This window comes from Salmonella sp. NW38 (assembly GCF_051807745.1).
GTDB classification, from domain to species: domain Bacteria; phylum Pseudomonadota; class Gammaproteobacteria; order Enterobacterales; family Enterobacteriaceae; genus Salmonella; species Salmonella enterica.
Genome location: NZ_JAMMTO010000001.1, coordinates 160016 through 186935, shown reverse-complemented (window position 1 = coordinate 186935; position 26920 = coordinate 160016). Strand labels below are relative to the sequence as shown.

23 protein-coding genes are annotated in these 26920 nt (G+C 52.0%); 15 read left to right on the top strand and 8 right to left on the bottom strand.

From position 1 onward, the window contains the following. Positions 1-47 precede the first annotated feature (47 nt). The gene (icd, locus tag NA624_RS00935) at positions 48-1298 is read right to left on the bottom strand and encodes an NADP-dependent isocitrate dehydrogenase (protein WP_000444505.1); all 1251 of its coding nucleotides are present in this window, start codon (positions 1296-1298) and stop codon (positions 48-50) included. A 171-nt stretch (positions 1299-1469) separates the two neighbouring features. On the opposite strand from icd, the gene rluE reads away from it, so the two are divergent. The 9 genes from rluE to roxA all read left to right on the top strand — a co-directional run bounded on the left by rluE (position 1470) and on the right by roxA (position 9659). Next, positions 1470-2135 (top strand): 23S rRNA pseudouridine(2457) synthase RluE, encoded by a 666-nt coding sequence (rluE, locus tag NA624_RS00930; protein WP_001249415.1) that lies wholly within the window; start codon positions 1470-1472, stop codon positions 2133-2135. Next, complete coding sequence (locus NA624_RS00925; RefSeq protein WP_000825956.1) at positions 2132-2461, top strand: lysozyme inhibitor LprI family protein; 330 nt, start codon at positions 2132-2134, stop codon at positions 2459-2461. Before rluE ends, NA624_RS00925 begins: the two co-directional genes overlap by 4 nt. An 11-nt stretch (positions 2462-2472) precedes the next feature. Then, entirely contained in the window at positions 2473-2934 is a 462-nt protein-coding gene (locus NA624_RS00920) for an NUDIX hydrolase (RefSeq protein WP_000476064.1), read from the top strand. Positions 2935-2987: 53 nt separating this feature from the next. Continuing rightward, on the top strand, positions 2988-4094 hold the full coding sequence (gene mnmA / locus NA624_RS00915) for a tRNA 2-thiouridine(34) synthase MnmA (RefSeq protein ID WP_000004540.1): 1107 nt from the start codon (positions 2988-2990) through the stop codon (positions 4092-4094). Between the two features lie 86 nt (positions 4095-4180). Beyond that, the gene (gene hflD, locus NA624_RS00910) at positions 4181-4822 is read left to right on the top strand and encodes a high frequency lysogenization protein HflD (protein WP_001519653.1); all 642 of its coding nucleotides are present in this window, start codon (positions 4181-4183) and stop codon (positions 4820-4822) included. A gap of 3 nt (positions 4823-4825) precedes the next feature. Further along, positions 4826-6196, top strand: a complete 1371-nt coding sequence (gene purB, locus NA624_RS00905) for an adenylosuccinate lyase (protein ID WP_000423763.1) — start codon at positions 4826-4828, stop codon at positions 6194-6196. Positions 6197-6322: 126 nt separating this feature from the next. After that, entirely contained in the window at positions 6323-6994 is a 672-nt protein-coding gene (phoP, locus tag NA624_RS00900; protein ID WP_001537766.1) for a two-component system response regulator PhoP, read from the top strand. Beyond that, the gene (gene phoQ / locus NA624_RS00895; RefSeq protein WP_001031687.1) at positions 6994-8457 is read left to right on the top strand and encodes a two-component system sensor histidine kinase PhoQ; all 1464 of its coding nucleotides are present in this window, start codon (positions 6994-6996) and stop codon (positions 8455-8457) included. Before phoP ends, phoQ begins: the two co-directional genes overlap by 1 nt. A gap of 80 nt (positions 8458-8537) precedes the next feature. Further along, a complete protein-coding gene (gene roxA, locus NA624_RS00890; protein ID WP_000456514.1) occupies positions 8538-9659 on the top strand; it encodes a [50S ribosomal protein L16]-arginine 3-hydroxylase in 1122 nt (373 codons plus the stop codon). A 39-nt stretch (positions 9660-9698) separates the two neighbouring features. Here the strand turns inward: roxA and NA624_RS00885 are convergent, their stop codons facing one another. Next, entirely contained in the window at positions 9699-11033 is a 1335-nt protein-coding gene (locus NA624_RS00885) for a hypothetical protein (protein ID WP_000944530.1), read from the bottom strand. Positions 11034-11036: 3 nt separating this feature from the next. Continuing rightward, positions 11037-12266, bottom strand: coding sequence for a peptidase T (pepT, locus tag NA624_RS00880; protein WP_000359412.1), 1230 nt, complete (start codon positions 12264-12266; stop codon positions 11037-11039). Positions 12267-12516: 250 nt separating this feature from the next. Here pepT and potA point away from each other — a divergent pair, with 250 nt between their 5' ends. The 5 genes from potA (at position 12517) to potD (ending at position 18005) form a co-directional block, all read left to right on the top strand. Then, positions 12517-13653: a spermidine/putrescine ABC transporter ATP-binding protein PotA gene (gene potA, locus NA624_RS00875; protein WP_000531582.1), complete on the top strand. Its 1137-nt coding sequence runs from the start codon at positions 12517-12519 to the stop codon at positions 13651-13653. After that, positions 13637-14500, top strand: coding sequence for a spermidine/putrescine ABC transporter permease PotB (gene potB, locus NA624_RS00870; protein WP_000799391.1), 864 nt, complete (start codon positions 13637-13639; stop codon positions 14498-14500). The genes potA and potB overlap by 17 nt, the downstream gene beginning before the upstream one ends. A gap of 328 nt (positions 14501-14828) precedes the next feature. Continuing rightward, a complete protein-coding gene (gene sifA, locus NA624_RS00865; RefSeq protein ID WP_001552097.1) occupies positions 14829-15839 on the top strand; it encodes an SPI-2 type III secretion system effector SifA in 1011 nt (336 codons plus the stop codon). Positions 15840-16154: 315 nt separating this feature from the next. Continuing rightward, a complete protein-coding gene (potC, locus tag NA624_RS00860) occupies positions 16155-16934 on the top strand; it encodes a spermidine/putrescine ABC transporter permease PotC (RefSeq protein WP_000580299.1) in 780 nt (259 codons plus the stop codon). A 24-nt stretch (positions 16935-16958) separates the two neighbouring features. After that, on the top strand, positions 16959-18005 hold the full coding sequence (gene potD / locus NA624_RS00855; protein WP_000759329.1) for a spermidine/putrescine ABC transporter substrate-binding protein PotD: 1047 nt from the start codon (positions 16959-16961) through the stop codon (positions 18003-18005). Between the two features lie 81 nt (positions 18006-18086). On the opposite strand, the gene cobB is transcribed toward potD, so the two are convergent. The 5 genes from cobB to lolC are packed head-to-tail and all read right to left on the bottom strand — an operon-like array spanning position 18087 to position 23004. Then, positions 18087-18908, bottom strand: a complete 822-nt coding sequence (gene cobB, locus NA624_RS00850; RefSeq protein WP_001191856.1) for a Sir2 family NAD+-dependent deacetylase — start codon at positions 18906-18908, stop codon at positions 18087-18089. Between the two features lie 18 nt (positions 18909-18926). Continuing rightward, entirely contained in the window at positions 18927-19838 is a 912-nt protein-coding gene (gene nagK, locus NA624_RS00845; protein ID WP_000291333.1) for an N-acetylglucosamine kinase, read from the bottom strand. A gap of 28 nt (positions 19839-19866) precedes the next feature. Beyond that, positions 19867-21111, bottom strand: coding sequence for a lipoprotein-releasing ABC transporter permease subunit LolE (gene lolE / locus NA624_RS00840; protein ID WP_000168087.1), 1245 nt, complete (start codon positions 21109-21111; stop codon positions 19867-19869). Next, complete coding sequence (gene lolD, locus NA624_RS00835; protein WP_001033714.1) at positions 21111-21812, bottom strand: lipoprotein-releasing ABC transporter ATP-binding protein LolD; 702 nt, start codon at positions 21810-21812, stop codon at positions 21111-21113. Before lolD ends, lolE begins: the two co-directional genes overlap by 1 nt. After that, positions 21805-23004, bottom strand: coding sequence for a lipoprotein-releasing ABC transporter permease subunit LolC (gene lolC, locus NA624_RS00830; protein WP_001549901.1), 1200 nt, complete (start codon positions 23002-23004; stop codon positions 21805-21807). The genes lolD and lolC overlap by 8 nt, the downstream gene beginning before the upstream one ends. Before the next feature lie 337 nt (positions 23005-23341). On the opposite strand from lolC, the gene mfd reads away from it, so the two are divergent. Continuing rightward, positions 23342-26788 (top strand): transcription-repair coupling factor, encoded by a 3447-nt coding sequence (gene mfd, locus NA624_RS00825; RefSeq protein WP_001114323.1) that lies wholly within the window; start codon positions 23342-23344, stop codon positions 26786-26788. Positions 26789-26920: the final 132 nt, after the last annotated feature.

Below are 26920 nucleotides of genomic sequence, written 5' to 3'. Positions count from 1 at the left end.
CAACGGGCGTGTTATACGCCCGTTACAATATTTAACACATGTAGTAATTACATGTTCTTGATGATCGCATCACCAAACTCTGAACATTTCAGCAGTTTAGCGCCTTCCATCAGACGTTCGAAGTCATAGGTTACAGTCTTCGCGTTGATCGCGCCTTCCATACCTTTAACAATCAGGTCTGCGGCTTCAGTCCAACCCATATGGCGCAGCATCATCTCCGCAGACAGAATAATGGAGCCTGGGTTGACTTTATCCTGGCCCGCATATTTCGGCGCAGTCCCGTGAGTGGCTTCAAACAACGCGCATTCGTCGCCGATATTCGCACCCGGTGCAATACCGATACCGCCAACCTGAGCCGCCAGGGCATCGGAAATATAGTCACCGTTCAGGTTCATACAGGCGATAACATCGTATTCCGCCGGACGCAACAGGATCTGTTGCAGGAACGCATCGGCGATAACGTCTTTAACCACGATCTCTTTACCCGTGTTCGGGTTCTTAATTTTCAGCCACGGACCGCCGTCAATAAGCTCACCGCCGAACTCGTCGCGCGCCAACTGGTAGCCCCAGTCTTTAAACGCGCCTTCGGTGAACTTCATGATATTGCCTTTATGTACCAGCGTAACGGAATCGCGATCGTTAGTAATAGCGTATTCAATCGCCGCGCGAACCAGACGTTTAGTGCCTTCTTCAGAACACGGTTTGATACCGATACCGCAGTGCTCCGGGAAGCGAATTTTCTTCACGCCCATCTCTTCGCGCAGGAACTTGATCACTTTCTCAGCGTCTGCAGAGTCAGCTTTCCATTCAATTCCGGCGTAGATATCTTCAGAGTTTTCACGGAAGATGACCATATCGGTCAGCTCCGGATGTTTCACCGGACTTGGCGTGCCCTGATAGTAACGAACGGGACGCAGACAAACGTACAGGTCAAGCTCCTGACGCAGGGCAACGTTCAGAGAGCGGATACCGCCGCCAACCGGCGTGGTCAACGGACCTTTAATCGCTACGCGGTAATCACGAATTAAATCAAGGGTTTCAGCGGGAAGCCAGACATCCTGGCCGTAAACCTGTGTGGATTTTTCTCCGGTGTAAATTTCCATCCAGGAAATTTTACGCTCGCCTTTATAGGCTTTCTCGACGGCGGCATCGACCACTTTAAGCATGGCTGGAGTGACATCAACACCGATACCATCGCCTTCAATAAACGGGATAATCGGATTCTCAGGAACGTTGAGTTTGCCGTTTTGCAGGGTGATCTTCTTACCTTCCACCGGAACAACTACTTTGCTTTCCATTCACCTCTCCTTCGAGCGCTTCTGGTTTGCTCGTCTGTCATCGCGCTGCATGTGCAATGGCGTCCTGCTGCACGACTGCGTTAGAGCAATTTTTTGTTAATGTTTTGTAATGAGCATGTCAATACTACCCTATTGTTTGCCGCCATGAAAGACACTCATTATTGCGCTATAATGCGGCAATTAATAAGTTCTGAAAACACCATGCAAAAAACTTCTTTTAGAAATCACTACGTTAAGCGATTCAGCTCACGACAAGCATCTAAATCACGGAAAGAAAACCAGCCAAAACGCGTGGTTTTGTTCAATAAACCTTACGATGTGTTGCCGCAGTTCACGGATGAAGCAGGTCGCCGCACGTTAAAAGATTTTATTCCTGTGCAAGGCGTTTATGCCGCAGGCCGCCTGGACCGCGACAGCGAAGGGCTTTTGGTGCTGACTAATGACGGCGCGCTGCAGGCGCGCCTCACGCAACCGGGCAAGCGCACCGGCAAGATTTACTATGTTCAGGTAGAAGGCATCCCGGATAATGAAGCGCTACAGGCGCTTCGTACTGGCGTCACGCTCAACGATGGCCCTACCCTGCCCGCCGGTATTGAGATTGTCGCGGAACCTGACTGGCTGTGGCCGCGCACCCCGCCGATTCGCGAGCGGAAGAATATTCCCACCAGTTGGCTAAAAGTCACCTTATATGAAGGCCGCAACCGCCAGGTAAGACGCATGACAGCGCATGTCGGTCATCCCACTCTACGATTAATTCGTTACAGCATGGGCGACTACACGCTCAACGGCCTCGATAATGGACAGTGGCGCGAGATCGCACAGGAGAAAGACAGATGAAACGGCTTCTCATTGCTTTTGCTTTATTAACACCGTTATCCGTTAATGCGGCCAGCTTCGACTGCCAGAAAGCGCAGGCTGCGGATGAAAAGGCTATCTGCGCGCACCTGACGCTGAATGATAAAGACGTGGAAATGCACACCAAATATCAGTTTCTGAAAGGGTTGTTCGCGATGGGCAGTCGCGGCGCGCTGCAGGACGCCCAGCAGAGCTGGCTTAAACAGCGTCAGCAGTGCAAGGCCGACGTCACCTGCCTGACAAAAGCTTATAACGAGCGTCTGAAACAGCTTGACGCGATCTATGACCACATTGATAAACCGCTTTAATAAGGATGCCTATGTTCAAGCCGCACGTGACCGTTGCCTGCATCGTACATGCCGAAGATAAATTTCTGGTGGTGGAAGAGACCATCAACGGTAAATCGTTATGGAATCAACCTGCCGGACACCTGGAGGCAGATGAAACGCTGGCGCAGGCCGCCGCGCGAGAACTGTGGGAAGAGACTGGCATCACGGCACAACCACAGTATTTTATCCGTATGCATCAGTGGATTGCGCCGGATAAAACCCCGTTCCTGCGCTTTTTATTCGCCATCAAGCTTGATCATATTTGCGCGACCGCCCCCCATGACAATGACATCGATTGCTGCCGTTGGGTGAGCGCCGACGAGATTCTGAACGCGCCGAATTTACGTTCTCCGCTGGTGGCTGAAAGCATTCGCAGTTATCAAACGGGACAACGTTACCCCTTATCCATAGTGGGTGAATTTAACTGGCCGTTTACAGAGGGTGTCAAGTAAAGGGCTGCGTGATAGAATACGCCGCCTTGAAGTTCAATGTCGCGAGTATTCCAATGTCAGAAAGCCCAAAAAAAGTGATCGTCGGCATGTCCGGCGGTGTCGATTCCTCCGTTTCCGCCTGGCTGTTGCAACAACAGGGTTATCAGGTAGAAGGCCTGTTCATGAAGAACTGGGAAGAGGACGATGGTGAGGAATACTGTACCGCGGCAGCCGATCTGGCTGACGCGCAGGCCGTGTGCGACAAGCTTGGCATTGAACTGCATACCGTCAATTTTGCCGCAGAATATTGGGATAACGTCTTTGAACTGTTCCTTGAAGAGTACAAAGCGGGCCGTACGCCGAACCCGGATATTCTGTGCAATAAAGAGATCAAATTTAAAGCCTTCCTTGAATTTGCCGCAGAAGATTTAGGCGCCGACTATATCGCCACCGGTCACTACGTTCGCCGCGCGGATGTAAACGGCAAAAGCCGGTTGTTGCGCGGGCTCGACGGCAACAAAGATCAGAGCTACTTCCTCTATACGCTTGGCCATGAGCAGATTGCGCAAAGTCTGTTCCCGGTTGGCGAGCTGGAAAAACCGCAGGTGCGTAAAATCGCCGAAGATCTGGGGCTGGTAACCGCCAAGAAAAAAGATTCTACCGGTATCTGCTTTATCGGCGAGCGCAAGTTCCGCGACTTTTTAGGGCGCTATCTGCCTGCGCAGCCGGGGAAAATTATTACCGTTGACGGCGATGAAATCGGCGAGCATCAGGGTCTGATGTATCATACGCTCGGTCAGCGTAAAGGGCTGGGAATCGGCGGCACCAAAGACGGTAGCGAAGACCCCTGGTATGTGGTGGATAAAGACGTTGAAAACAATGTGTTAATTGTCGCCCAGGGGCATGAGCACCCACGCCTGATGTCGGTAGGCCTCATCGCCCAGCAGCTACATTGGGTCGATCGCGAACCGTTCACCGGCACCCTGCGCTGTACGGTAAAAACCCGCTACCGCCAGACCGATATTCCGTGCACGATTAACGCGCTGGATGACGATCGTATCGAGGTCATTTTTGACGAGCCGGTTGCCGCCGTTACGCCGGGCCAGTCCGCTGTCTTTTACAGCGGCGAAGTCTGCCTGGGCGGCGGCATTATCGAGCAGCGACTGCCGCTGACGGTCTGATTATTCAATACACAACATCATTCAAGTCGCCTCAAAGCGGCTTAAAAGATGAAGTGTATTTTATTTGATACAAGGAAGCAGTGATTGTGGCAAAGAATTATTATGACATCACCCTCGCGCTGTCTGGCATTTGCCAGTCGGCACGCCTGGTGCAACAACTGGCGCACCAGGGGCACTGTGATGCCGACGCGTTGCACGTTTCACTCAACAGTGTCATTGATATGAATCCCAGTTCTACTCTGGGCGTGTTCGGCGGCAGCGAAGCTAACCTGCGTCTTGGTCTGGAAACACTGCTCGGCGTGCTGAATGCCAGCAGCCGACAAGGACTTAACGCCGAACTGACGCGTTATACGCTTAGCCTGATGGTGCTGGAGCGCAAGCTGTCATCCGCCAAAGGCGCATTGAATACGTTAGGCGATCGCATTAACGGCCTGCAGCGCCAGCTTGATCATTTTGATTTACAGTCAGACACGTTAATGAGCGCCATGGCGGGCATCTACGTGGATGTGATTAGCCCATTGGGCCCGCGCATTCAGGTGACGGGCTCCCCGGCCGTTCTGCAAAGTCCGCAGGTTCAGGCCAAAGTCCGCGCTTCGCTACTGGCAGGCATCCGTGCAGCCGTGCTCTGGCATCAGGTAGGCGGTGGTCGCCTACAGCTTATGTTTTCTCGTCATCGCCTGACGACTCAGGCAAAACAAATTCTTGCTCATTTAACCCCGGAGTTATGATCTATGGAATTATCCTCACTGACCGCCGTTTCCCCTGTCGATGGACGCTACGGCGATAAAGTCAGCGCGCTGCGCGGAATTTTTAGCGAATACGGTTTGCTGAAATTTCGTGTACAAGTCGAAGTACGTTGGCTGCAGAAATTAGCCGCGCACGCAGCGATCAAGGAAGTTCCTGCTTTTGCTGCCGACGCAAACGGTTACCTGGATACGCTTGTTGCAAACTTCAATGAAGAAGATGCCGCGCGCATTAAAACCATTGAGCGCACCACGAATCACGATGTGAAAGCGGTTGAGTATTTTCTGAAAGAAAAAGTCGCCGCGATCCCGGCGCTACATGACGTTTCCGAGTTTATCCACTTTGCCTGCACTTCTGAGGACATTAACAACCTGTCGCACGCGTTAATGCTCAAAACCGCGCGCGATGAAGTGATCCTGCCTTACTGGCGTCAGGTGATTAACGCGGTTAAAGATCTCGCCACGCAGTATCGCGACATTCCGCTGCTCTCCCGCACCCACGGCCAGCCGGCAACGCCTTCCACTCTGGGTAAAGAGATGGCGAACGTGGCGTATCGTATGGAGCGTCAGTTCCGCCAGCTCAACCAGGTGGAGATCCTCGGTAAAATCAACGGCGCCGTAGGCAACTATAACGCGCATATCGCCGCCTATCCGGAAGTTGACTGGCATCAGTTCAGCGAAGAGTTCGTCACCTCACTGGGCATCCAGTGGAACCCTTACACCACCCAGATTGAACCGCATGATTATATTGCGGAACTGTTTGACTGTATCGCGCGCTTTAACACCATCCTGATCGATTTCGATCGCGATGTCTGGGGCTATATTGCGTTGAACCATTTCAAACAGAAAACCATCGCCGGGGAGATCGGTTCTTCTACCATGCCGCACAAAGTTAACCCCATTGACTTTGAAAACTCAGAAGGCAACCTCGGTCTGTCTAATGCAGTGTTGCACCATCTGGCAAACAAACTGCCGGTTTCCCGCTGGCAGCGCGATCTGACCGACTCAACCGTTCTGCGTAACCTGGGTGTCGGCATCGGCTATGCGCTTATCGCTTATCAGTCCACCCTGAAGGGCGTCAGCAAGCTGGAAGTAAACCGCGATCATCTGCTTGACGAACTGGATCACAACTGGGAAGTATTAGCCGAACCGATCCAGACCGTCATGCGCCGCTATGGTATTGAAAAACCATATGAAAAACTGAAAGAGTTGACCCGTGGCAAGCGTGTCGATGCCGAAGGAATGAAACAGTTTATTGATAGTCTGGCCCTGCCGGAAGCAGAAAAAACGCGCCTTAAAGCCATGACGCCGGCAAATTATATCGGTCGCGCGGTGACTCTGGTCGACGAACTTAAATAATGCCTGCCTCACCCTCTTTTCTTCAGAAAGAGGGTGACTATTTGTCTGGTTTATTAACTGTTTATCCCCAAAGCACCATAATCAACGCTAGACTGTTCTTATTGTTAACACAAGGGAGAAGAGATGATGCGCGTACTGGTTGTAGAGGATAATGCATTATTACGCCACCACCTGAAGGTTCAGCTCCAGGATTCAGGTCACCAGGTCGATGCCGCAGAAGATGCCAGGGAAGCTGATTACTACCTTAATGAACACCTTCCGGATATCGCTATTGTCGATTTAGGTCTGCCGGATGAAGACGGCCTTTCCTTAATACGCCGCTGGCGCAGCAGTGATGTTTCACTGCCGGTTCTGGTGTTAACCGCGCGCGAAGGCTGGCAGGATAAAGTCGAGGTTCTCAGCTCCGGGGCAGATGACTACGTGACGAAGCCATTCCACATCGAAGAGGTAATGGCGCGTATGCAGGCGTTAATGCGCCGTAATAGCGGTCTGGCCTCCCAGGTGATCAACATCCCGCCTTTCCAGGTGGATCTCTCACGCCGGGAATTATCCGTCAATGAAGAGGTCATCAAACTCACGGCGTTCGAATACACCATTATGGAAACGCTTATCCGTAACAACGGTAAAGTGGTCAGCAAAGATTCGCTGATGCTTCAGCTGTATCCGGATGCGGAACTGCGGGAAAGTCATACCATTGATGTTCTCATGGGGCGTCTGCGGAAAAAAATACAGGCCCAGTATCCGCACGATGTCATTACCACCGTACGCGGACAAGGATATCTTTTTGAATTGCGCTAATGAATAAATTTGCTCGCCATTTTCTGCCGCTGTCGCTGCGGGTTCGTTTTTTGCTGGCGACAGCCGGCGTCGTGCTGGTGCTTTCTCTGGCATATGGCATAGTGGCGCTGGTCGGCTATAGCGTAAGTTTTGATAAAACCACCTTTCGTCTACTGCGCGGCGAAAGCAACCTGTTTTATACCCTCGCCAAATGGGAAAATAATAAAATCAGCGTTGAGCTGCCTGAAAATCTGGACATGCAAAGCCCGACCATGACCCTGATTTACGATGAAACGGGCAAATTATTATGGACGCAGCGCAACATCCCCTGGTTGATTAAAAGCATTCAACCGGAATGGTTAAAAACGAACGGCTTCCATGAAATTGAAACCAACGTAGACGCCACCAGCACGCTGTTGAGCGAAGACCATTCCGCGCAGGAAAAACTCAAAGAAGTACGTGAAGATGACGATGATGCGGAGATGACCCACTCGGTAGCGGTAAATATTTATCCTGCCACAGCGCGGATGCCGCAGTTAACCATCGTGGTGGTCGATACCATTCCGATAGAGCTAAAACGCTCGTATATGGTGTGGAGCTGGTTCGTATACGTGCTGGCCGCCAATTTACTGTTAGTCATTCCTTTACTGTGGATCGCCGCCTGGTGGAGCTTACGCCCTATCGAGGCGCTGGCACGGGAAGTCCGCGAGCTTGAAGATCATCACCGCGAAATGCTCAATCCGGAGACGACGCGTGAGCTGACCAGCCTTGTGCGCAACCTTAATCAACTGCTCAAAAGCGAGCGTGAACGTTATAACAAATACCGCACGACCCTGACCGACCTGACGCACAGTTTAAAAACGCCGCTCGCGGTTTTGCAGAGTACGTTACGCTCTTTACGCAACGAAAAGATGAGCGTCAGCAAAGCTGAACCGGTGATGCTGGAACAGATCAGCCGGATTTCCCAGCAGATCGGCTATTATCTGCATCGCGCCAGTATGCGCGGTAGCGGCGTGTTGTTAAGCCGCGAACTGCATCCCGTCGCGCCGTTGTTAGATAACCTGATTTCTGCGCTAAATAAAGTTTATCAGCGTAAAGGGGTGAATATCAGTATGGATATTTCACCAGAGATCAGTTTTGTCGGCGAGCAAAACGACTTTGTCGAAGTAATGGGCAACGTACTGGACAACGCTTGTAAATATTGCCTGGAGTTTGTCGAGATTTCGGCTCGCCAGACCGACGATCATTTGCATATTTTCGTCGAAGATGACGGCCCAGGCATACCCCACAGCAAACGTTCCCTGGTGTTTGATCGCGGTCAGCGCGCCGATACCCTGCGACCAGGACAAGGCGTAGGGCTGGCTGTCGCACGCGAGATTACGGAACAATACGCCGGGCAGATCATTGCCAGCGACAGTCTGCTCGGCGGCGCCCGTATGGAGGTCGTTTTTGGCCGACAGCATCCCACTCAGAAAGAGGAATAAACATTTCTGTGCGTTCTTCCACGCATCTCGTTAAGCATCCGTTATAATCGGTGTCAGATACCAGCCTGCGGATACTTAACATGGAATACCAATTAACTCTTAACTGGCCCGACTTTCTTGAACGCCACTGGCAAAAACGCCCGGTGGTGTTAAAACGTGGGTTTAGCAACTTTATCGATCCGCTCTCGCCGGATGAGCTGGCGGGGCTGGCGATGGAAAGCGAAATCGACAGTCGTCTCGTTAGCCATCAGGATGGCAAATGGCAGGTCAGCCATGGCCCTTTCGAAAGCTACGATCATCTGGGTGAGAGCAACTGGTCGCTGCTGGTACAGGCGGTAAACCACTGGCATGAACCAACCGCCGCCTTGATGCGCCCGTTCCGCGCTCTGCCGGACTGGCGTATCGACGATTTGATGATCTCCTTTTCCGTTCCCGGCGGCGGCGTTGGCCCGCATCTGGATCAGTATGATGTGTTTATTATCCAGGGAACTGGTCGCCGTCGCTGGCGCGTGGGCGAAAAGCTGCAAATGCGTCAGCACTGCCCGCATCCCGACCTGTTACAAGTCGATCCGTTCGAGGCCATTATTGATGAAGAGCTGGAGCCGGGCGACATTCTATATATTCCGCCAGGATTCCCGCATGAAGGCTATGCGCTGGAAAACGCCATGAACTATTCGGTCGGTTTTCGCGCGCCCAATAGCCGTGAGCTGATCAGCGGTTTTGCCGATTACGTCCTGCAACGGGAGTTGGGCAATACATACTACAGCGATCCGGATATGCCGTCCCGCAAGCATCCGGCGGATATCCTGCCGCAGGAGATGGATAAACTGCGTAATATGATGCTCGATTTGATCAATCAACCCGCGCATTTCCAACAGTGGCTTGGCGAGTTTCTCTCTCAGTCACGCCACGAACTGGATATTGCGCCGCCGGAGCCGCCGTATCAGCCTGATGAGATTTACGATGCCTTAAAGCAAGGCGAGGTATTAGTACGTCTCGGCGGGCTTCGCGTATTGCGTATCGGCGATGAGGTCTATGCGAATGGCGAAAAAATAGACTCCCCGCATCGCCCCGCTCTGGAGGCGCTCGCCAGTCATATTGCACTAACCGCTGAAAACTTCGGCGATGCGCTGGAAGACCCGTCCTTCCTCGCCATGCTGGCGGCGCTGGTGAATAGCGGGTACTGGTTCTTCGAAGGATAAGAACATCGCAATGCCCGGCGACCGCCGGGCTGACGCAAACTATCCACAACGATCGCCGCCAGGTTTGGCGAAATCGTTATATTGCGGATCGCTTGGGTAAATCGAGTGGGCCATTCGATGGCGAAATGACAATTGTCGGTAACGTCGCGCCAGTACGTTATCGCCAAGACCTTCGGCAATATTAGCCAATTGCTGTAATCGTTCATACTGCATCTTTGCTGGATAAGCTACGGCATCAAGCGTAAAGGCGCGTTCCGCAAAGTATTTTGCTTGTTCAAGCTGTTGATTATTCTTATAAAGCAGCGAAATACCATACAACACCATTGATACCTCAGACTGCCGACGTTTATATTCTGCCAGCAATGGGAGATAGAGGGAGGTACTGTCCAGGTCGATGTTTTCGGGCAAATAAAAGCGTAATCGTGATATTACCGTCGCCATTGGCGTTAAACGGCTCTGGTAATACGCGATAAGTTTAAGGTAGAGATCTTTCGCTTCCTTATAATGATGGCCCTGTGCATAAAAGCCAGCAAGATTATTGCTGTCAACCGTCATTTCGCCGAATTCGGCGCCATAAAGCGTTTGCTCAATTTTTAGCGCCTGACTTAGCGCATTAATCGCCTCGCTAATATGCCCTGCATTATAAGCAATATCCGCTTTCTGCTGCAAAAAAGAGGCGACGCGCTCACGATTATCCCAGGTTTTATCCCGTAAAATAACGCCCAGCCACTGCTGCTCCGTTGCGTCTATCTTCGCCAAATAATAGGCTTTACGCGCACTATCACATTCGACATCCCGCTCTTCCAGCGCATCAGAATAAGCGTCGCGCATCCTGTTTAAGGTATAAACCAATGCCTCCGTCGATGCCTTTTTGTCTTTAAGACGCCACGTTAATGCCTGCTCTTGCCAGGCTATCTGCTGACGGTAATCAACCTTGATCTCGTATCGCCACTTCTCTGTCGGTGAATACTCTATATAACGATCGTTACTGTAAACATTAAAGGCCGCCAGGTGTTCAAACATATCGGCCCGATCGCCCGGATAAGTGCCCGCCGGAAATGTTTTCATGATTGCCCGCGCTCGCAGCAGCATTTGCGGCGTTAACTCCGGTTTACCCAGCCATTGATAAATATCGCTTTGTAATAGCAGGCTACGAACAAGCTGTATTGAGCGTTTGCCATATTGCCGCGAGGCCAGCCTCACCGCATCATCAATAAACGTTATGCAGGTTTCATCGCCGGTCATAAAACATGCTGCAGATTGTTGCTGGCGCTGAGACCAGGAAGGCGGATATTCGGCGCTCCAGGCAGAAAAATTTATGGCGGAAAATATCCCGCCATAAATAATAAAACGCTTCACCACAATGCGTAACATTCGCTACTGGCCGCGCTTCGCCGTCAACTCCGCGATACGTACAATCACCTGTACCGCTTTTTCCATCCCCTCCAGCGTCACAAACTCATGTTTACCATGATAGTTATATCCGCCGGTAAAGAGATTAGGACACGGCAGGCCCATAAACGACAGTTGCGCTCCGTCTGTACCGCCGCGAATCGGTTTCATCTCCGGCGTAATATGACAGTCGCGCATGGCCTGCTGGGCGATATCGAGAATATGCGGATGTTCAACCACTTTTTCGCGCATATTGTAATAACTGTCTTCTATCACCAGCTCGATATAGCAGTCCGGATGCAGTCCCTTACCGACTTTTTTGGCAATCTCCATCATTTTGCGTTTACGCGCTTCAAACTGCTTACGGTCGAAATCGCGAATGATGTAGTGCATTTCGGCCCGATCAACGGTGCCTTTCATGCTGGCCAGATGATAAAACCCTTCGTAACCTTCAGTGGTTTCAGGCGCTTCATCCGCCGGCACTTCCGCGTGAATCCTCGCCGCCAATGACAGCGCATTGACCATCACGCCTTTCGCCGTACCGGGATGCACGTTATTGCCGACGATTTTGATATTCACCGAGGCGGCATTGAAGTTTTCAAACTCCAGTTCGCCCACGCCGCCGCCGTCGACCGTATAGGCCCACTGCGCGCCAAACTCCTCAACATCGAAGTGCTTCGCGCCTTTCCCTACCTCTTCGTCAGGCGTAAACGCCACTTTAATGTCGCCGTGGGGAATAGGATTACCTTTCAGCACCGCCAGCGCGGTCATGATCTCCGCAACGCCGGCTTTATCGTCCGCGCCCAGCAATGTCTTACCATCGGTAGTAATCAGCGTCTGTCCCAGTAATTGATGCAGTACCGGGAACATCACGGGTGACAACACCTCATCGCCAATCCCTAATGCTATATCGCCGCCGCGATAATTCTCGACAATCTGCGGGTTAACGTTTTTACCGCTGAAATCCGGAGAGGTATCCACATGGGAGATAAAACCAATGGCGGGAATATCCCCCTCAACATTGGCCGGGAGCGTCGCCATCAACGTCCCTTTTTCACTTAATGTAATGTTAACCAGCCCCATCTCTTCGAGCTGCTGTTTGAGCAAACGTAGTAACTTCCACTGCCCCTCAGTGCTGGGAACCTGCCGAACACCCGACTTTGATTGGGTATCCAGCGATACGTAGTGTAAAAAACGCTCAAGTAGTTTATCCATGCAGTCACCCTCACTTTTCGTGACAACATTATTAATAAGCAAGAAAAGACAAATATTGCGTCAGGTCACTTTTATCCCTGCAAACAAGAATATTTCACTTTGACACGCTTTCTGACTATAAAGCTAAGTCAGTAATTCGCAACAAGGATTGGCGATCACAGTGGTTTGCCGTAGAATGACCGCCCTCATTAAGAGTGATTAAGGTGGTTAACCACAAACCCCGCAGCGGTCAGCCATCCGTTGCGTTTACATGGGACAGAGTAAGAAATTGAATAAACAACCGCGTTCGCTTTCACCGCTGGTGCTTTTGTCGGGAATTAGCAAAAGTTTCGATGGCAAAGAGGTCATTTCACAACTGGATTTGACCATTAACAATGGCGAATTCCTCACGCTGCTTGGCCCTTCCGGCTGCGGTAAAACAACCGTTCTTCGCCTGATTGCCGGCCTGGAAACCGTTGATGCCGGGCATATCATGTTGGATAACCAGGATATCACCCACGTTCCCGCCGAAAATCGTTATGTGAACACCGTATTTCAAAGCTACGCTTTATTTCCGCATATGACGGTGTTTGAAAATGTCGCGTTTGGCTTACGGATGCAAAAAACGCCAGCCGCCGAGATTGCGCCCCGCGTGACCGATGCGCTGCGTATGGTGCAGCTTGAAGAGTTTGCACAACGTAAACCGCACCAGCTTTCCGGCGGACAGCAGCAGCGTGTGGCTATCGCCCGCGCGGTGGTGAATAAACCTCGCCTGTTATTACTGGATGAATCGCTCTCCGCGCTGGACTATAAATTGCGCAAACAAATGCAGAACGAGCTTAAAGCATTACAGCGTAAACTCGGTATCACGTTTGTTTTTGTCACTCACGATCAGGAAGAAGCGCTCACCATGTCCGATCGTATCGTGGTAATGCGTAATGGCGTGATTGAGCAAGACGGCACGCCGCGTGAAATCTATGAAGAGCCAAAAAACCTGTTTGTCGCCGGTTTTATCGGCGAAATTAACCGCTTTGACGCAACCGTCATTGAACGGCTTGATGAACAGCGCGTCCGCGCCAGCGTAGAAGGTCGGGAGTGCAATATATACGTCAATTTCGCTGTCGAACCAGGCCAAAAACTGAACGTCCTGCTGCGACCGGAAGATCTACGCGTCGAAGAGATCAACGATGATAACCACATCGAAGGGCTTATCGGCTACGTGCGCGAGCGCAATTATAAAGGTATGACGCTGGAGTCGGTGGTTGAACTGGAAAATGGCAAAATGGTGATGGTCAGCGAATTCTTCAACGAAGACGATCCTGACTTCGACCATTCACTTGACCAAAAAATGGCCATTAGTTGGGTAGAAAGCTGGGAGGTCGTACTGGCTGATGAAGAACACAAGTAAATTCCAGAATGTAGTGATTGTCACTATCGTCGGTTGGCTTGTGTTGTTTGTTTTTCTGCCCAACCTGATGATCATTGGCACCAGCTTTCTGACCCGTGACGACGCCAGTTTCGTCAAGATGGTCTTTACGCTGGATAACTACGCACGCCTGCTCGATCCGCTCTATTTTGAAGTGCTCCTGCACTCTCTGAATATGGCGCTGATCGCCACCCTCTCCTGCCTGGTGCTGGGCTATCCTTTTGCCTGGTTCCTGGCGAAGTTACCGGAAAAGATACGTCCGTTATTGCTGTTTTTGCTGATCGTTCCTTTCTGGACCAACTCACTGATCCGCATCTATGGGCTGAAAATATTCCTGAGCACTAAAGGCTATCTCAATGAATTCCTGCTGTGGCTGGGCGTGATTGATACGCCGATTCGCATCATGTTCACCCCGAGCGCCGTTATTATCGGCCTGGTTTACATTTTGCTGCCGTTTATGGTCATGCCGCTCTACTCCAGCATTGAGAAGCTCGACAAACCACTACTGGAGGCCGCACGCGATCTCGGCGCCAGTAAAATGCAAACGTTCATCCGCATCATTATTCCATTAACCATGCCGGGCATTGTCGCCGGTTGTCTGCTCGTGATGCTACCGGCAATGGGCCTGTTCTACGTCTCCGATTTAATGGGTGGCGCGAAAAACCTGCTGATTGGTAACGTCATTAAGGTACAGTTCCTGAATATTCGCGACTGGCCGTTTGGCGCGGCGACCAGCATTACGCTGACCATTGTGATGGGACTCATGCTGTTGATTTACTGGCGGGCTTCCCGCTTATTGAATAAGAAGGTGAGTGATATAAGCGATTAATTGCGCAACGCTAACAAATCCACACGCATTCAGGCATGAAGTTTATTCAAGGGTAAACTTCATGCCTCCGGCATAAAAAACGCATGAAAGCAGTTGCCGCCAGTATTGCAAATCTACAGCATCATCCGCGCCAGGCCTTCTTTTATTTTTACCTGTAGCGACGCTATCACAGACAGTAATGCGTTTATACGCGAAGCTCTCAGGTTTTATACTGATTGCCAGTCTCTTTTAAAAATTATATTACATCCGATGCGCCCGCAGTGGAGATAGAAAGGGCCGATTTAATCAATTATGTAGTCATTTTTACTTCAGTATAAGTGAGATTAATATGCCGATTACTATAGGGAATGGTTTTTTAAAAAGTGAAATCCTTACCAACTCCCCAAGGAATACGAAAGAAGCATGGTGGAAAGTTTTATGGGAAAAAATTAAAGACTTCTTTTTTTCTACTGGCAAAGCAAAAGCGGACAGTTGTCTACATGAGATGTTGTTTGCCGATCGCACCCCCACACGAGAGCGGCTTACAGAGATTTTTTTTGAGTTAAAAGAGTTAGCCTGCGCATCACAAAGAGATAGATTTCAGGTTTATAATCCTAATGAAAATGATGACACTATTATTCTTCGCATCATGGATCAAAACGAAGAGAACGAATTGTTACGTATCACTCAAAATACCGATGCCTTTACCTGTGAAGTCATGGGGAATGCTTATTTTTTAATAAAAGATCGCCCCGATATTTTAAAACCGCATCCACAAATGACGGCCATGATTAATAGAAGATATAGCGAAATCGTAGATTACCCCCTCCCTTCGACATTATGTCTCAATCCTGCTGGCGCGCCGACATTATCGGTTTCATTAGACAACATAGAGGGGTATTTATATTCTGAATGGAGAAAAGGAAATTTAGATGAGTGGAAAACGCAAGAAAAGGTAACCTACCTGGCAGCGAAAATTCAGTCTGGGATTGAAAAGACAACGCGCATTTTACAGCATGCGAATATATCCGAAAGTACTCAGCAAAACGCATTTTTAGAAACAATGACGATGTGTGGCTTAAAACAGCTTGAAATACCACCACCGCATACCCACATACCTATTGAAAAAATGGTAGAAGAGGTTTTACTGGCGGATAAGACGTTTCAGGCGTTCCTCGTAACGGATCCCAGCGCCAGCCTAAGCATGTTAGGTGAGATAATCGAAACCCTCTCTGATCAGGTTTTTCACGCCATTTTTAGAATAGACCCCCAGGCTATACAAAAAATGGCGGAAGAACAGTTAACCACGCTACACGTTCGCTCAGAACAACAAAGCGGCTGTTTATGTTGTTTTTTATAAAATCAGACGACGCTTTCTCAAACGTCACGTTCAGGGTTTACTCACGTACTCCATGTTTGCCTACAGAGTAACCTCTTGCCTGGCGCAATAATGCCGCATATGACCGGATCGGATGAGAATAGTCATTTAAATGGCCTTTTTTTCCCGCTCGTCTGGCAATTTGTTGTAAAATTCGCGGCTTCAAGCGGCAGCTTGCTTCTTCCTGGCTGCTGATAACCGCGAGACGTTTTGGAGAGATTTTGGAGAAGAGAAAAAATTGATCATTTTCAATACTCTAAAAGCACCCCATCCTCTGAATAAGAAGGTGGAACTTGAATGATCGGTCGGCTGCTCCGTGGCGGTTTCATGACTGCCATCTATGCGTATCTGTATATTCCCATCATTATTCTGATCGTGAACTCCTTCAACAGTTCGCGGTTCGGCATTAACTGGCAGGGCTTTACCACTAAATGGTACGAACTACTGGTCAATAACGACAGTCTGTTGCAGGCCGCTCAACATTCACTGACGATGGCGATTTTTTCAGCGACCTTCGCCACGTTGATTGGCTCGTTAACCGCGGTGGCGCTTTATCGCTACCGCTTTCGCGGGAAGCCATTCGTCAGCGGGATGCTGTTTGTAGTAATGATGTCGCCGGATATCGTGATGGCGATCTCCCTGCTGGTGCTGTTTATGTTACTCGGCATTCAACTGGGCTTTTGGTCGTTGCTGTTCTCGCACATCACCTTTAGCCTGCCGTTTGTGGTCGTCACGGTCTATTCGCGCCTGAAAGGCTTTGATGTCAGAATGCTGGAAGCCGCAAAAGACCTGGGGGCCAGTGAGGTAACGATTTTACGCAAAATCATTCTGCCGCTGGCGATGCCGGCGGTGGCGGCGGGCTGGTTGCTGAGCTTTACGTTGTCGATGGACGATGTCGTGGTCTCGTCGTTTGTCACCGGGCCGGGCTATGAAATTTTACCCTTAAAGATTTATTCCATGGTAAAAGTCGGCGTTTCACCAGAAGTGAACGCGCTGGCGACCGTTTTATTGGTGCTGTCTCTGGTAATGGTCATTGCCAGCCAGCTTATTGCTCGTGATAAAACCAAGGGCCGATAAGGCCCGTAATTCAGGGGACGTTAAATGAAAAAATGGTCACGCCACCTGCTCGCGGCGGGCGCCCTGGCGCTGGGTATGAGTGCCGCTCATGCCTCCGACAACGACACGCTCTATTTCTATAACTGGACTGAGTATGTGCCGCCGGGCCTGCTGGAACAGTTCACTAAAGAGACTGGCATTAAGGTGATTTATTCGACCTACGAGTCGAACGAAACCATGTATGCCAAACTCAAAACCTATAAAGATGGCGCGTATGACCTGGTTGTTCCTTCTACATACTATGTCGACAAAATGCGCAAAGAAGGCATGATCCAGAAGATCGATAAGTCGAAATTAACCAATTTCCACAACCTCGATCCGGAAATGCTCAACAAACCGTTTGACCCCAACAACGATTATTCCGTTCCATATATCTGGGGCGCAACGGCAATTGGCGTGAACAGCGATGCTATCGATCCAAAAACCATTACCAGCTGGGCTGACTTGTGGAAACCGGAATATAAAAACAGCCTGCTTTTAACCGACGATGCGCGAGAAGTCTTCCAGATGGCGCTGCGCAAGCTAGGTTATTCCGGTAACACTACCGATCCGAAAGAGATCGAAGCGGCATATGAAGAGTTGAAAAAACTGATGCCGAACGTAGCGGCCTTCAACTCCGATAATCCGGCGAATCCGTATATGGAAGGGGAAGTCAACCTGGGGATGGTGTGGAACGGTTCGGCCTTCGTTGCTCGTCAGGCTGGCACGCCGCTGGAGGTCGTCTGGCCGAAGGAAGGCGGTATTTTCTGGATGGACAGCCTGGCTATTCCGGCGAACGCGAAAAATAAAGAGGGCGCGCTGAAGCTAATCAACTTCCTGCTGCGTCCTGACGTCGCGAAAGAGGTGGCAGAAACCATCGGCTACCCTACCCCCAACCTGGCGGCGCGTAAGCTGTTAAGCCCGGAGGTCGCCAATGATAAGTCGCTCTATCCGGATGCGCAAACCATCAGCAAAGGCGAGTGGCAAAACGATGTCGGCGACGCCAGCGCCATTTATGAAGAGTATTATCAAAAGCTAAAAGCAGGACGCTAATTCAGCCAAAGCGCCTGTCGGGCCTACAGATGAACGTAACGTGAAATGTAGGCCGGATAAGGCGTTACCGGGCAAACAGCACTACAGCCCTTTCAGGAATTTATCAACAAATTCCGGCACAACCTGGCTTGCCGGGCCGTAGTGCTTCTCTTCAAACTCGCTGCCGACCTGGCTTGGCTCAAGATTCAGTTCCACCGTATGTGCGCCGTGCAGTTTTGCTTCATGCACAAAACCCGCAGCCGGATAGACATGACCGGATGTGCCAATGGCGATAAAAATATCCGCCATCGACAGCGCCATATAAATTTCATCCATGCCAAGCGGCATCTCGCCAAACCACACCACGTGCGGACGTAGCGGCGCCGGGAACTGACAGCAGTGACATTTATCTTCCGGCATCACATCACCGTTCCATTCCAGAATCTGGCCACTTTGCGAACAACGCACCTTCAACAGCTCGCCATGCATATGAATGATGTTGCGATTGCCCGCGCGTTCATGCAAATTGTCGATGTTTTGCGTCACCAGCAAAAAGCGATCGCCAAGCGCTTCTTCAAGCTTCGCTAACGCCAGATGCGCCGCATTGGGTTGTATTTCCGGCTGTTGAAGCTGCTGACGGCGGGCATTATAAAATGTCTGCACCAGCCCCGGATTACGGGCGAATCCTTCCGGCGTGGCCACATCTTCAACCCGATGCTCTTCCCAAAGGCCATCCGCCGCGCGAAACGTACGAATACCAGACTCTGCAGAAATTCCTGCACCTGTAAGGACTAATACTCTTGGGTTTTCCATCATTTCCGGCACCACTCTGTCTCTGAAAAAGATCCGCTGGCGCAGACGTTCACGCAACAGACGTTTATTTTTACGAAAGCGGCTTAATCGATGAAACCGACGCGACTGCATAACAACCTCTTTTTTTGATTAGTCGGTAAGATGTAAAAAAGCAGCACCGCGCATCCCACCTGCATCCCCATGCCGCGCACGCTCAATGCGCGGCGCGCGGGCAACAGGGAGGAGATGGCGCGGCAGTCTTTCCGCCAGTTGCGTTGTTATTGCCGTAAAGTTCGATAGTCCGCCGCCGATCACCAATAAATCGGGATCGACAATCGTCAGTATATTCCCCAGACAAACCGCCAGTAAATCCAGATAGCGCTCAACATGCGCGTGCGCCTGCTCATCGCCCTGCTCCCACAACGCGATAATCTCCGGCGCCTGCAGCGATTGATGATAATAATGCTGATATAGCCACGCAAACCCGCGCCCGGACAGATAATTCTCAATGCAGCCCATCTGGCCGCATCCACAACGGCGGAGAGGAAAATCAAACCCCATCAACGTTAGCGCGTCAACCGGCAAACGCATATGGCCAAACTCGCCGGTGATATAGCTCTGACCGGTAATCGGCTTCCCGTTTAGCACCAGGCCACCGCCGACGCCGGTGCCGAGGATAAGCCCCATAACCAAAGGATATTGCGTGAATTCATCATCCCAGGCTTCGGACAAGGCAAAACAGTTAGCGTCATTGTCCAGACGCACATCGCGATCCAGTCGGGCGCTGAGATCGGCGCGCAACGGCTTACCGCTGGCTGCCGGGACATTCGCGGCGTACAGCGTGCCGTCTTCGGTTTCCGGCATACCGGGTATGCCAATCCCTACCGACCCTTTTACGCCAAATCGCTGGTCGGCTTCCGCGACCAGTTCGCACACGGCGTCTAAAAAGGCGCTATAGCTGGTATGGGGCGTGGGAACCCGTTTTTCCCACTGCAGCCGCCGCGTTGAGTCAAATACGCCTAACGCAATCTTTGTTCCGCCAATGTCAAACCCGTAATACATCACCGCTCCTTGTTTTTATATTCCGCGATTACTGGCCGCTCAATACTCGCGCAGGGTCAATGTTGCTCGCCCGCCGCGCCGGATACCAGCTCGCCAGTAAGCTTAACAACAACGCCGTGACCAGTACGTAAACAACGTCCAGCCAATGTAATTCGGATGGCAGGAAGTCGATAAAATAGATATCGCCGGACAAAAACTGATGCCCGATCGCCTTTTCAATCCCATTAATAATGGCGGTAAGCTGAAGCGAAACAACAACGCCGATCGCCACGCCAATCAAACTGCCCAGCAAGCCCGCCAGTAGTCCGTACCAGACGAAAATGGCACGAATCAAACCATCTTTCGCCCCCAGCGTTCTTAATACCGCAATGTCGCCGCTTTTGTCTTTTACCGCCATCACTAAGGTGGAAACGATATTAAAACAGGCCACGCCGATCACCAGAATCATCGCCAGATACATAATGGCGCGAATCATCTGGATATCGCGATACATATAGCCGTAGGTGCCGATCCAGCTCTTAATGTAGACATAGCTGTTAGTCACCTCACCCGCGTCACGCACCAGTTTGTTCGCATTAAACACGTCATGGACTTTAAGCGCGATACCGGAAACGCTGGACCCCATATCCAGATACTGCTGCGCATCCTCAAGCGGGATCATGGCGAAGCTGTGATCGAACTGGCCGCTCAGTTGCAGAATCCCGATGACATGCAAACGCACGCGTTTGGGCTGGAGCAGCTTATGGTCGGCATTCGCATTGGGGATCATGATGGACACCCAGTCGCCCTGTTTCACGTTCAGCGCATCGGCGACGCCTTTGCCGATAATGATCTGCTGCTCGCCCGCTTTGAAATGATCCCAGGCGTGATTTTGCACAAATGACGGTAACGCGCTAAGCTGCTGCTCTTGCTTAGGGTCGACGCCTTTAACCTGAATGGCGCGCAAATTCGCCCCGCTCTCTACCAGGCCGGTAAAATTGATATACGGCGCGGCGGCGGCAATGCCCGGCACCTTCTGCACTTTTGCCAGCGCTTCACGCCAGTTGGTCCACGGCTGATTGACCGCTTCAATCTCCCCGTGCGGAACCACCGCCAGAATACGGTTATTCAACTCGCGTTCGAAACCGTTCATCGCGCTTAAACCGACAATCAACACCGCCACGCCCAGCGCGATACCGATGGTAGAAATGACGGAAATGAGCGAAACCATACCGCCGCGCCGCCGTCCACGGCTGAAACGCAACCCAATTAATAATGATAAAGGCGACGCCATTACTCAGCCCCCATCAGGCTCAGTTCCGCCGTCAGGCGACCATCGCGCATCTCAAGCTGGCGGCTCATACGTTTCGCCAGTTGCAAATCGTGAGTCACCACCAGAAACGCGGTTCCCTGCAGACGATTTAACTCGCCCAGAAGCTCAAAAATACTGTCGGCATTACGCGCATCCAGATTACCGGTCGGCTCATCCGCCAGTACCAGACGCGGGTTATTCACCAACGCGCGCGCTATCGCGACACGCTGGCGCTCACCGCCGGAAAGTTCCGAAGGTCGATGGGTTGCGCGATGCTCCAGCCCTACGGCGTGCAGCATTTCTCGCGCCCGAGCGTCAATCTCCGCCGGTTTCTTTTTGCCAATCAATAATGGCATCGCCACGTTTTCCAGCGCCGTAAAATCCGGCAGGAGATGATGAAACTGATAGATAAACCCCAGTTTCTGGTTACGTAATTCCGCTTTTGCCGCAGAAGAGAGTTTGCTCATCGGCTGGCCGCTAAAAATCACATCGCCAGAGGTAGGCGTATCCAGCCCGCCTAACAGATGCAGCAACGTACTTTTACCCGAGCCGGAACTGCCGACGATCGCCATCATTTCGCCTTCGCCGATACTGAAGCTGACATCGTGCAACACGTCGGTTTGTACGGTGCCTTCCTGATAGCGTTTGCACAGGTTGTCGCATTGCAACAGGATCTTATTCATAACGTAAAGCCTCAGCGGGTTGAGTGGCGGCAGCGCGCCAGGAAGGATAAAGCGTAGAAAGCAGCGCGATGGCCATTGCCACCAGCGCGATAACGATCACCTGTAACGGCTCTATCGCCACGGGCAACGCAGCGCCATCCAGAAACGCGCCGATGATCGGCATCAGGTTATTCAGTTGGCTGGCAAGCAATGCGCCCAGCACGGCGCCCAACAGCGCGCCGATAATCCCGGCGCTGGCGCCCTGCACCATAAAGACCATCATAATTTGTCGCGGCGTCAGCCCTTGAGTTTGTAAAATCGCCACTTCGCCCTGCTTCTCCATGACCATCAGACCCAACGAAGTAATAATGTTAAAAGCCGCGACCGCCACGATGAGGCTCAGCAACAATCCCATCATGTTCTTTTCCATGCGCACAGCCTGGAACAACTCGCCTTTACGTTCGCGCCAGTCCTGCCACTTAGTGCCTTGCGGCAGCGTCTGTTGGCTGAGGGTATCGACTTGCAGCGGTTCATCCAGCCACAGACGCCAGCCGGTAATATTGCCTGCCGGATAGCGCATTAAACGCGATGCGTCCTGAATATTGACCAGCATTTCATAGCCATCGACCTCGCTATTGGCGGCAAATGTGCCAATCACCGTAAACAGACGCTGGCTGGGCAGACGTCCCATTGGCGTAAACTGGCTGGCAGATGGCACCATTAGCCGAATCTGATCGCCGCGGTTGACCCCTAACTGTCCGGCTAGCTGCTCGCCGAGGATGACATTATACTTACCCGGCTGTAATTCGCTTTGCTTCACATTGACCAGATACGGCGTTAACGGATCTTTTTGCGCCGGATCGATACCCAACATCACGCCAACCGCAACGCTACGCGCGCTTTGCAGTACGACATCGCCCGTCGTCAGCGGCGCAATACGGTTAACGCCTTGCAGATTCACCGCTTTTTCCGGCATCTGATTCGGGTTAAGAGAACCATGTTCAGCAGAGAGGATGGCCTGAGGCATCAAACCAAGAATGTTATTTTGCAGTTCGCGCTCAAAACCGTTCATCACCGACAATACCGTGACCAGCGCCATCACCCCCAGGGTAATGCCGATAGTGGAAAGCCAAGAAACGAAGCGACCGAAGCGATCTGCTGCACGCCCGCGCATGTAACGCAGGCCGATGAATAGAGCGACAGGTTGATACATGTAATCCGTCTGGTTGCTGTTAGCAAAGTCCCGAGTATATAAGCGAAAGCGGAATGCGTAAATGTCTGAACCGTAAGAGTTCGTCAGCGTTATTCTGAAAAAGGCCGACAAATCAAGTCACTTACATGTTCATACTTTACCTGTTCGGCGTGTTATGCGGCGGATTCAATTTGCTAATAAACAACGATCGCGGATAATAAAGAACATTGCTTATCAGTCATATGCCCCTGAATACCTGAGTCCTTCATGCTGTCCTGGCGTGCAGCCAACCATGAAGCAGCCTGAAGGGTGACGCGTAGAGTGCGGCGTAAAACAAAAAGAGATACTGACAACCGTTATGCCTGAAAAACAACGTTACACGCTGCCGACAAAAGCGGGCGATCAGCGCCAGTTGGGCGAACTTACCGGTGCCGCCTGCGCTACGCTGGTGGCGGAGATAGCTGAACGCCATGCCGGTCCGGTGGTACTCATAGCGCCTGACATGCAAAATGCTCTGCGATTGCATGATGAAATCCGCCAGTTTACCGATCAGATGGTCATGAACCTAGCGGACTGGGAAACGCTACCGTATGACAGCTTCTCCCCGCATCAGGAAATTATCTCTTCGCGCCTGTCCACGCTCTACCAGTTGCCATCGATGCAGCGCGGCGTCTTGATTGTACCGGTAAACACCCTGATGCAGCGCGTTTGTCCGCATAGCTATCTGCATGGTCATGCGCTGGTGATGAAAAAAGGCCAGCGGCTGTCCCGCGACGCTCTGCGCGCGCAGCTTGACAGCGCCGGTTATCGGCATGTCGATCAGGTGATGGAGCATGGCGAATACGCGACGCGCGGCGCGCTGTTGGATCTCTTTCCGATGGGCAGCGAACAACCTTATCGCCTCGACTTTTTTGATGATGAAATCGACAGCCTGCGTCTGTTTGACGCGGATACCCAACGTACGCTGGAGGAGGTCGAGGCCATCAATTTGTTGCCCGCGCACGAATTTCCTACCGACAAAGCCGCTATTGAGCTTTTCCGTAGCCAGTGGCGCGATACCTTTGAGGTAAAACGCGACGCCGAGCACATCTATCAGCAGGTCAGCAAAGGCACCCTGCCCGCCGGGATCGAATACTGGCAGCCGCTCTTTTTCAGCGAACCGTTACCGCCATTATTTAGCTATTTCCCCGCCAATACTCTGGTGGTGAATACTGGCTCGCTGGAAACCAGCGCCGAACGCTTTCAGGCCGATACGCTGGCGCGTTTTGAAAATCGCGGCGTCGATCCTATGCGCCCGCTTTTGCCGCCGGAAGCCCTCTGGCTACGGGTAGATGAGCTCTTTTCCGAGCTTAAACGCTGGCCTCGCCTCCAGCTTAAAACCGACCATCTGCCGGAAAAAGCCGCCAATACCAATCTTGGTTTCCAGAAATTACCGGATTTGGCTATCCAGGCGCAGCAGAAAGCGCCGCTGGACGCGCTGCGTAAATTCCTCGAATCTTTCAGCGGTCCGGTGATTTTTTCGGTGGAAAGCGAAGGACGCCGCGAAGCGCTGGGAGAGCTCCTGGCTCGCATAAAAATCGCGCCGAAGCGAATATTACGCCTGGACGAGGCGCAGGATGCGGGACGCTATCTGATGATTGGCGCCGCAGAACATGGCTTTATCGACACCCAACGCAATCTGGCGCTGATTTGTGAAAGCGATCTCTTGGGTGAGCGGGTTGCACGTCGCCGCCTGGATTCCCGTCGTACGATCAACCCGGATACGTTGATTCGTAACCTGGCGGAGCTCCACGTCGGTCAACCGGTAGTGCATCTGGAGCACGGCGTCGGGCGTTATGCCGGCATGACCACGCTGGAGGCTGGCGGCATCAAGGGTGAGTATCTGATGCTCACCTACGCCAATGACGCCAAACTGTATGTGCCGGTCTCCTCGTTGCATCTGATTAGCCGCTATGCCGGCGGCGCGGAAGAAAGTGCGCCGCTGCATAAACTGGGCGGCGACGCCTGGTCGCGCGCCCGGCAGAAAGCGGCGGAAAAAGTGCGCGATGTCGCAGCGGAACTGTTGGATATTTATGCGCAACGGGCGGCAAAAGAGGGTTTTGCCTTTAAGCATGATCGTGAGCAATATCAGTTATTCTGCGACAGCTTCCCGTTTGAAACGACGCCCGATCAGGCACAGGCGATTAACGCCGTATTGAGCGATATGTGCCAACCGCTGGCGATGGACAGGCTGGTGTGCGGCGACGTCGGCTTCGGCAAAACCGAAGTGGCGATGCGCGCCGCGTTCCTGGCGGTGGAAAACCATAAACAGGTGGCGGTACTGGTGCCGACTACGCTGCTGGCGCAGCAACACTATGACAACTTCCGCGACCGTTTCGCCAACTGGCCGGTACGCATTGAGATGCTGTCCCGCTTTCGCAGCGCCAAAGAGCAGACGCAAATCCTGGCGGAAGCCGCCGAGGGTAAGATCGATATTCTGATCGGTACGCATAAACTGCTACAAAGCGATGTGAAGCTGCGCGACCTCGGCCTGCTGATTGTCGATGAAGAGCACCGTTTCGGCGTGCGCCACAAAGAGCGAATTAAGGCGATGCGCGCCGATGTCGATATTCTGACGCTCACGGCGACGCCGATCCCGCGGACGCTGAATATGGCGATGAGCGGTATGCGCGATCTCTCCATTATCGCCACCCCCCCTGCCCGTCGTCTGGCGGTAAAAACCTTTGTCCGCGAGTATGATAGCCTGGTAGTAAGGGAAGCGATTCTGCGTGAAATCCTGCGCGGCGGTCAGGTTTACTATTTGTACAATGACGTCGAAAATATTCAGAAAGCCGCAGAGCGGCTGGCGGAACTGGTGCCGGAAGCGCGAATCGCTATAGGCCACGGGCAGATGCGCGAACGTGAGCTGGAACGGGTCATGAACGATTTCCACCATCAACGTTTTAACGTGCTGGTGTGTACTACCATTATCGAAACGGGGATCGACATTCCCACCGCTAACACGATCATCATTGAACGCGCGGATCATTTCGGCCTCGCGCAGTTGCACCAGTTGCGTGGCCGCGTAGGGCGCTCGCACCACCAGGCCTACGCCTGGCTATTGACGCCACATCCTAAGGCCATGACCACCGATGCGCAAAAACGGCTGGAGGCGATTGCGTCGCTGGAGGATTTAGGCGCCGGGTTTGCGCTGGCGACCCACGATCTGGAGATCCGCGGCGCGGGCGAACTGCTTGGCGAAGAGCAAAGCGGCTCAATGGAAACCATCGGCTTCTCACTCTACATGGAACTGCTGGAAAACGCCGTCGATGCGCTGAAAGCAGGCCGCGAACCCTCGCTGGAAGATCTCACCAGTCAGCAAACGGAAGTCGAGCTGCGAATGCCGTCGTTACTGCCGGATGATTTTATTCCGGATGTTAATACCCGACTGTCATTCTATAAACGCATTGCCAGCGCGAAGAACGAAAACGAGCTGGAAGAGATCAAAGTGGAATTGATCGATCGCTTCGGCCTGCTGCCCGATCCAGCGCGTAATCTGCTGGATATCGCCCGCCTGCGCCAACAGGCGCAAAAGCTCGGCATCCGAAAACTGGAGGGTAACGAGAAAGGCGGAACGATTGAGTTCGCCGAGAAAAACCACGTTGACCCTGCCTGGCTTATCGGGTTGCTGCAAAAACAACCGCAGCATTTTCGTCTGGATGGTCCGACGCGCCTCAAGTTTATTCAGGATTTAAGCGAACGTAAAACGCGTATAGACTGGGTACGCCAGTTCATGCAGCAACTGGAAGAAAACGCTATTGCATAAGCGTCAGGCCGGGCGTCATTACTCTGCGTCCGGCCTAATCTTTACAAATTCTTTGCACTTCCCTGCAGTTTCAGACACAGCCAGCCGCCATAATTCTTATTTCCTCTTTTATAAAAATAACCACATAATAAT

Bases quoted from the DNA above. Each gene is read 5' to 3' on its own strand.
- potC (WP_000580299.1), top strand. From the start codon at position 16,155: ATGATCGGTCGGCTGCTCCGTGGCGGTTTCATGACTGCCATCTATGCG.
- sifA (WP_001552097.1), top strand. From the start codon at position 14,829: ATGCCGATTACTATAGGGAATGGTTTTTTAAAAAGTGAAATCCTTACC.
- rluE (WP_001249415.1), top strand. From the start codon at position 1,470: ATGCGGCAATTAATAAGTTCTGAAAACACCATGCAAAAAACTTCTTTT.
- phoQ (WP_001031687.1), top strand. From the start codon at position 6,994: ATGAATAAATTTGCTCGCCATTTTCTGCCGCTGTCGCTGCGGGTTCGT.
- mnmA (WP_000004540.1), top strand. From the start codon at position 2,988: ATGTCAGAAAGCCCAAAAAAAGTGATCGTCGGCATGTCCGGCGGTGTC.
- lolD (WP_001033714.1), bottom strand. From the start codon at position 21,812: ATGAATAAGATCCTGTTGCAATGCGACAACCTGTGCAAACGCTATCAG.
- NA624_RS00920 (WP_000476064.1), top strand. From the start codon at position 2,473: ATGTTCAAGCCGCACGTGACCGTTGCCTGCATCGTACATGCCGAAGAT.
- icd (WP_000444505.1), bottom strand. From the start codon at position 1,298: ATGGAAAGCAAAGTAGTTGTTCCGGTGGAAGGTAAGAAGATCACCCTG.
- lolE (WP_000168087.1), bottom strand. From the start codon at position 21,111: ATGGCGTCGCCTTTATCATTATTAATTGGGTTGCGTTTCAGCCGTGGA.
- potB (WP_000799391.1), top strand. From the start codon at position 13,637: ATGAAGAACACAAGTAAATTCCAGAATGTAGTGATTGTCACTATCGTC.
- phoP (WP_001537766.1), top strand. From the start codon at position 6,323: ATGCGCGTACTGGTTGTAGAGGATAATGCATTATTACGCCACCACCTG.
- roxA (WP_000456514.1), top strand. From the start codon at position 8,538: ATGGAATACCAATTAACTCTTAACTGGCCCGACTTTCTTGAACGCCAC.
- nagK (WP_000291333.1), bottom strand. From the start codon at position 19,838: ATGTATTACGGGTTTGACATTGGCGGAACAAAGATTGCGTTAGGCGTA.
- lolC (WP_001549901.1), bottom strand. From the start codon at position 23,004: ATGTATCAACCTGTCGCTCTATTCATCGGCCTGCGTTACATGCGCGGG.
- NA624_RS00885 (WP_000944530.1), bottom strand. From the start codon at position 11,033: ATGTTACGCATTGTGGTGAAGCGTTTTATTATTTATGGCGGGATATTT.
- cobB (WP_001191856.1), bottom strand. From the start codon at position 18,908: ATGCAGTCGCGTCGGTTTCATCGATTAAGCCGCTTTCGTAAAAATAAA.
- NA624_RS00925 (WP_000825956.1), top strand. From the start codon at position 2,132: ATGAAACGGCTTCTCATTGCTTTTGCTTTATTAACACCGTTATCCGTT.
- potA (WP_000531582.1), top strand. From the start codon at position 12,517: ATGGGACAGAGTAAGAAATTGAATAAACAACCGCGTTCGCTTTCACCG.
- pepT (WP_000359412.1), bottom strand. From the start codon at position 12,266: ATGGATAAACTACTTGAGCGTTTTTTACACTACGTATCGCTGGATACC.
- purB (WP_000423763.1), top strand. From the start codon at position 4,826: ATGGAATTATCCTCACTGACCGCCGTTTCCCCTGTCGATGGACGCTAC.
- mfd (WP_001114323.1), top strand. From the start codon at position 23,342: ATGCCTGAAAAACAACGTTACACGCTGCCGACAAAAGCGGGCGATCAG.
- potD (WP_000759329.1), top strand. From the start codon at position 16,959: ATGAAAAAATGGTCACGCCACCTGCTCGCGGCGGGCGCCCTGGCGCTG.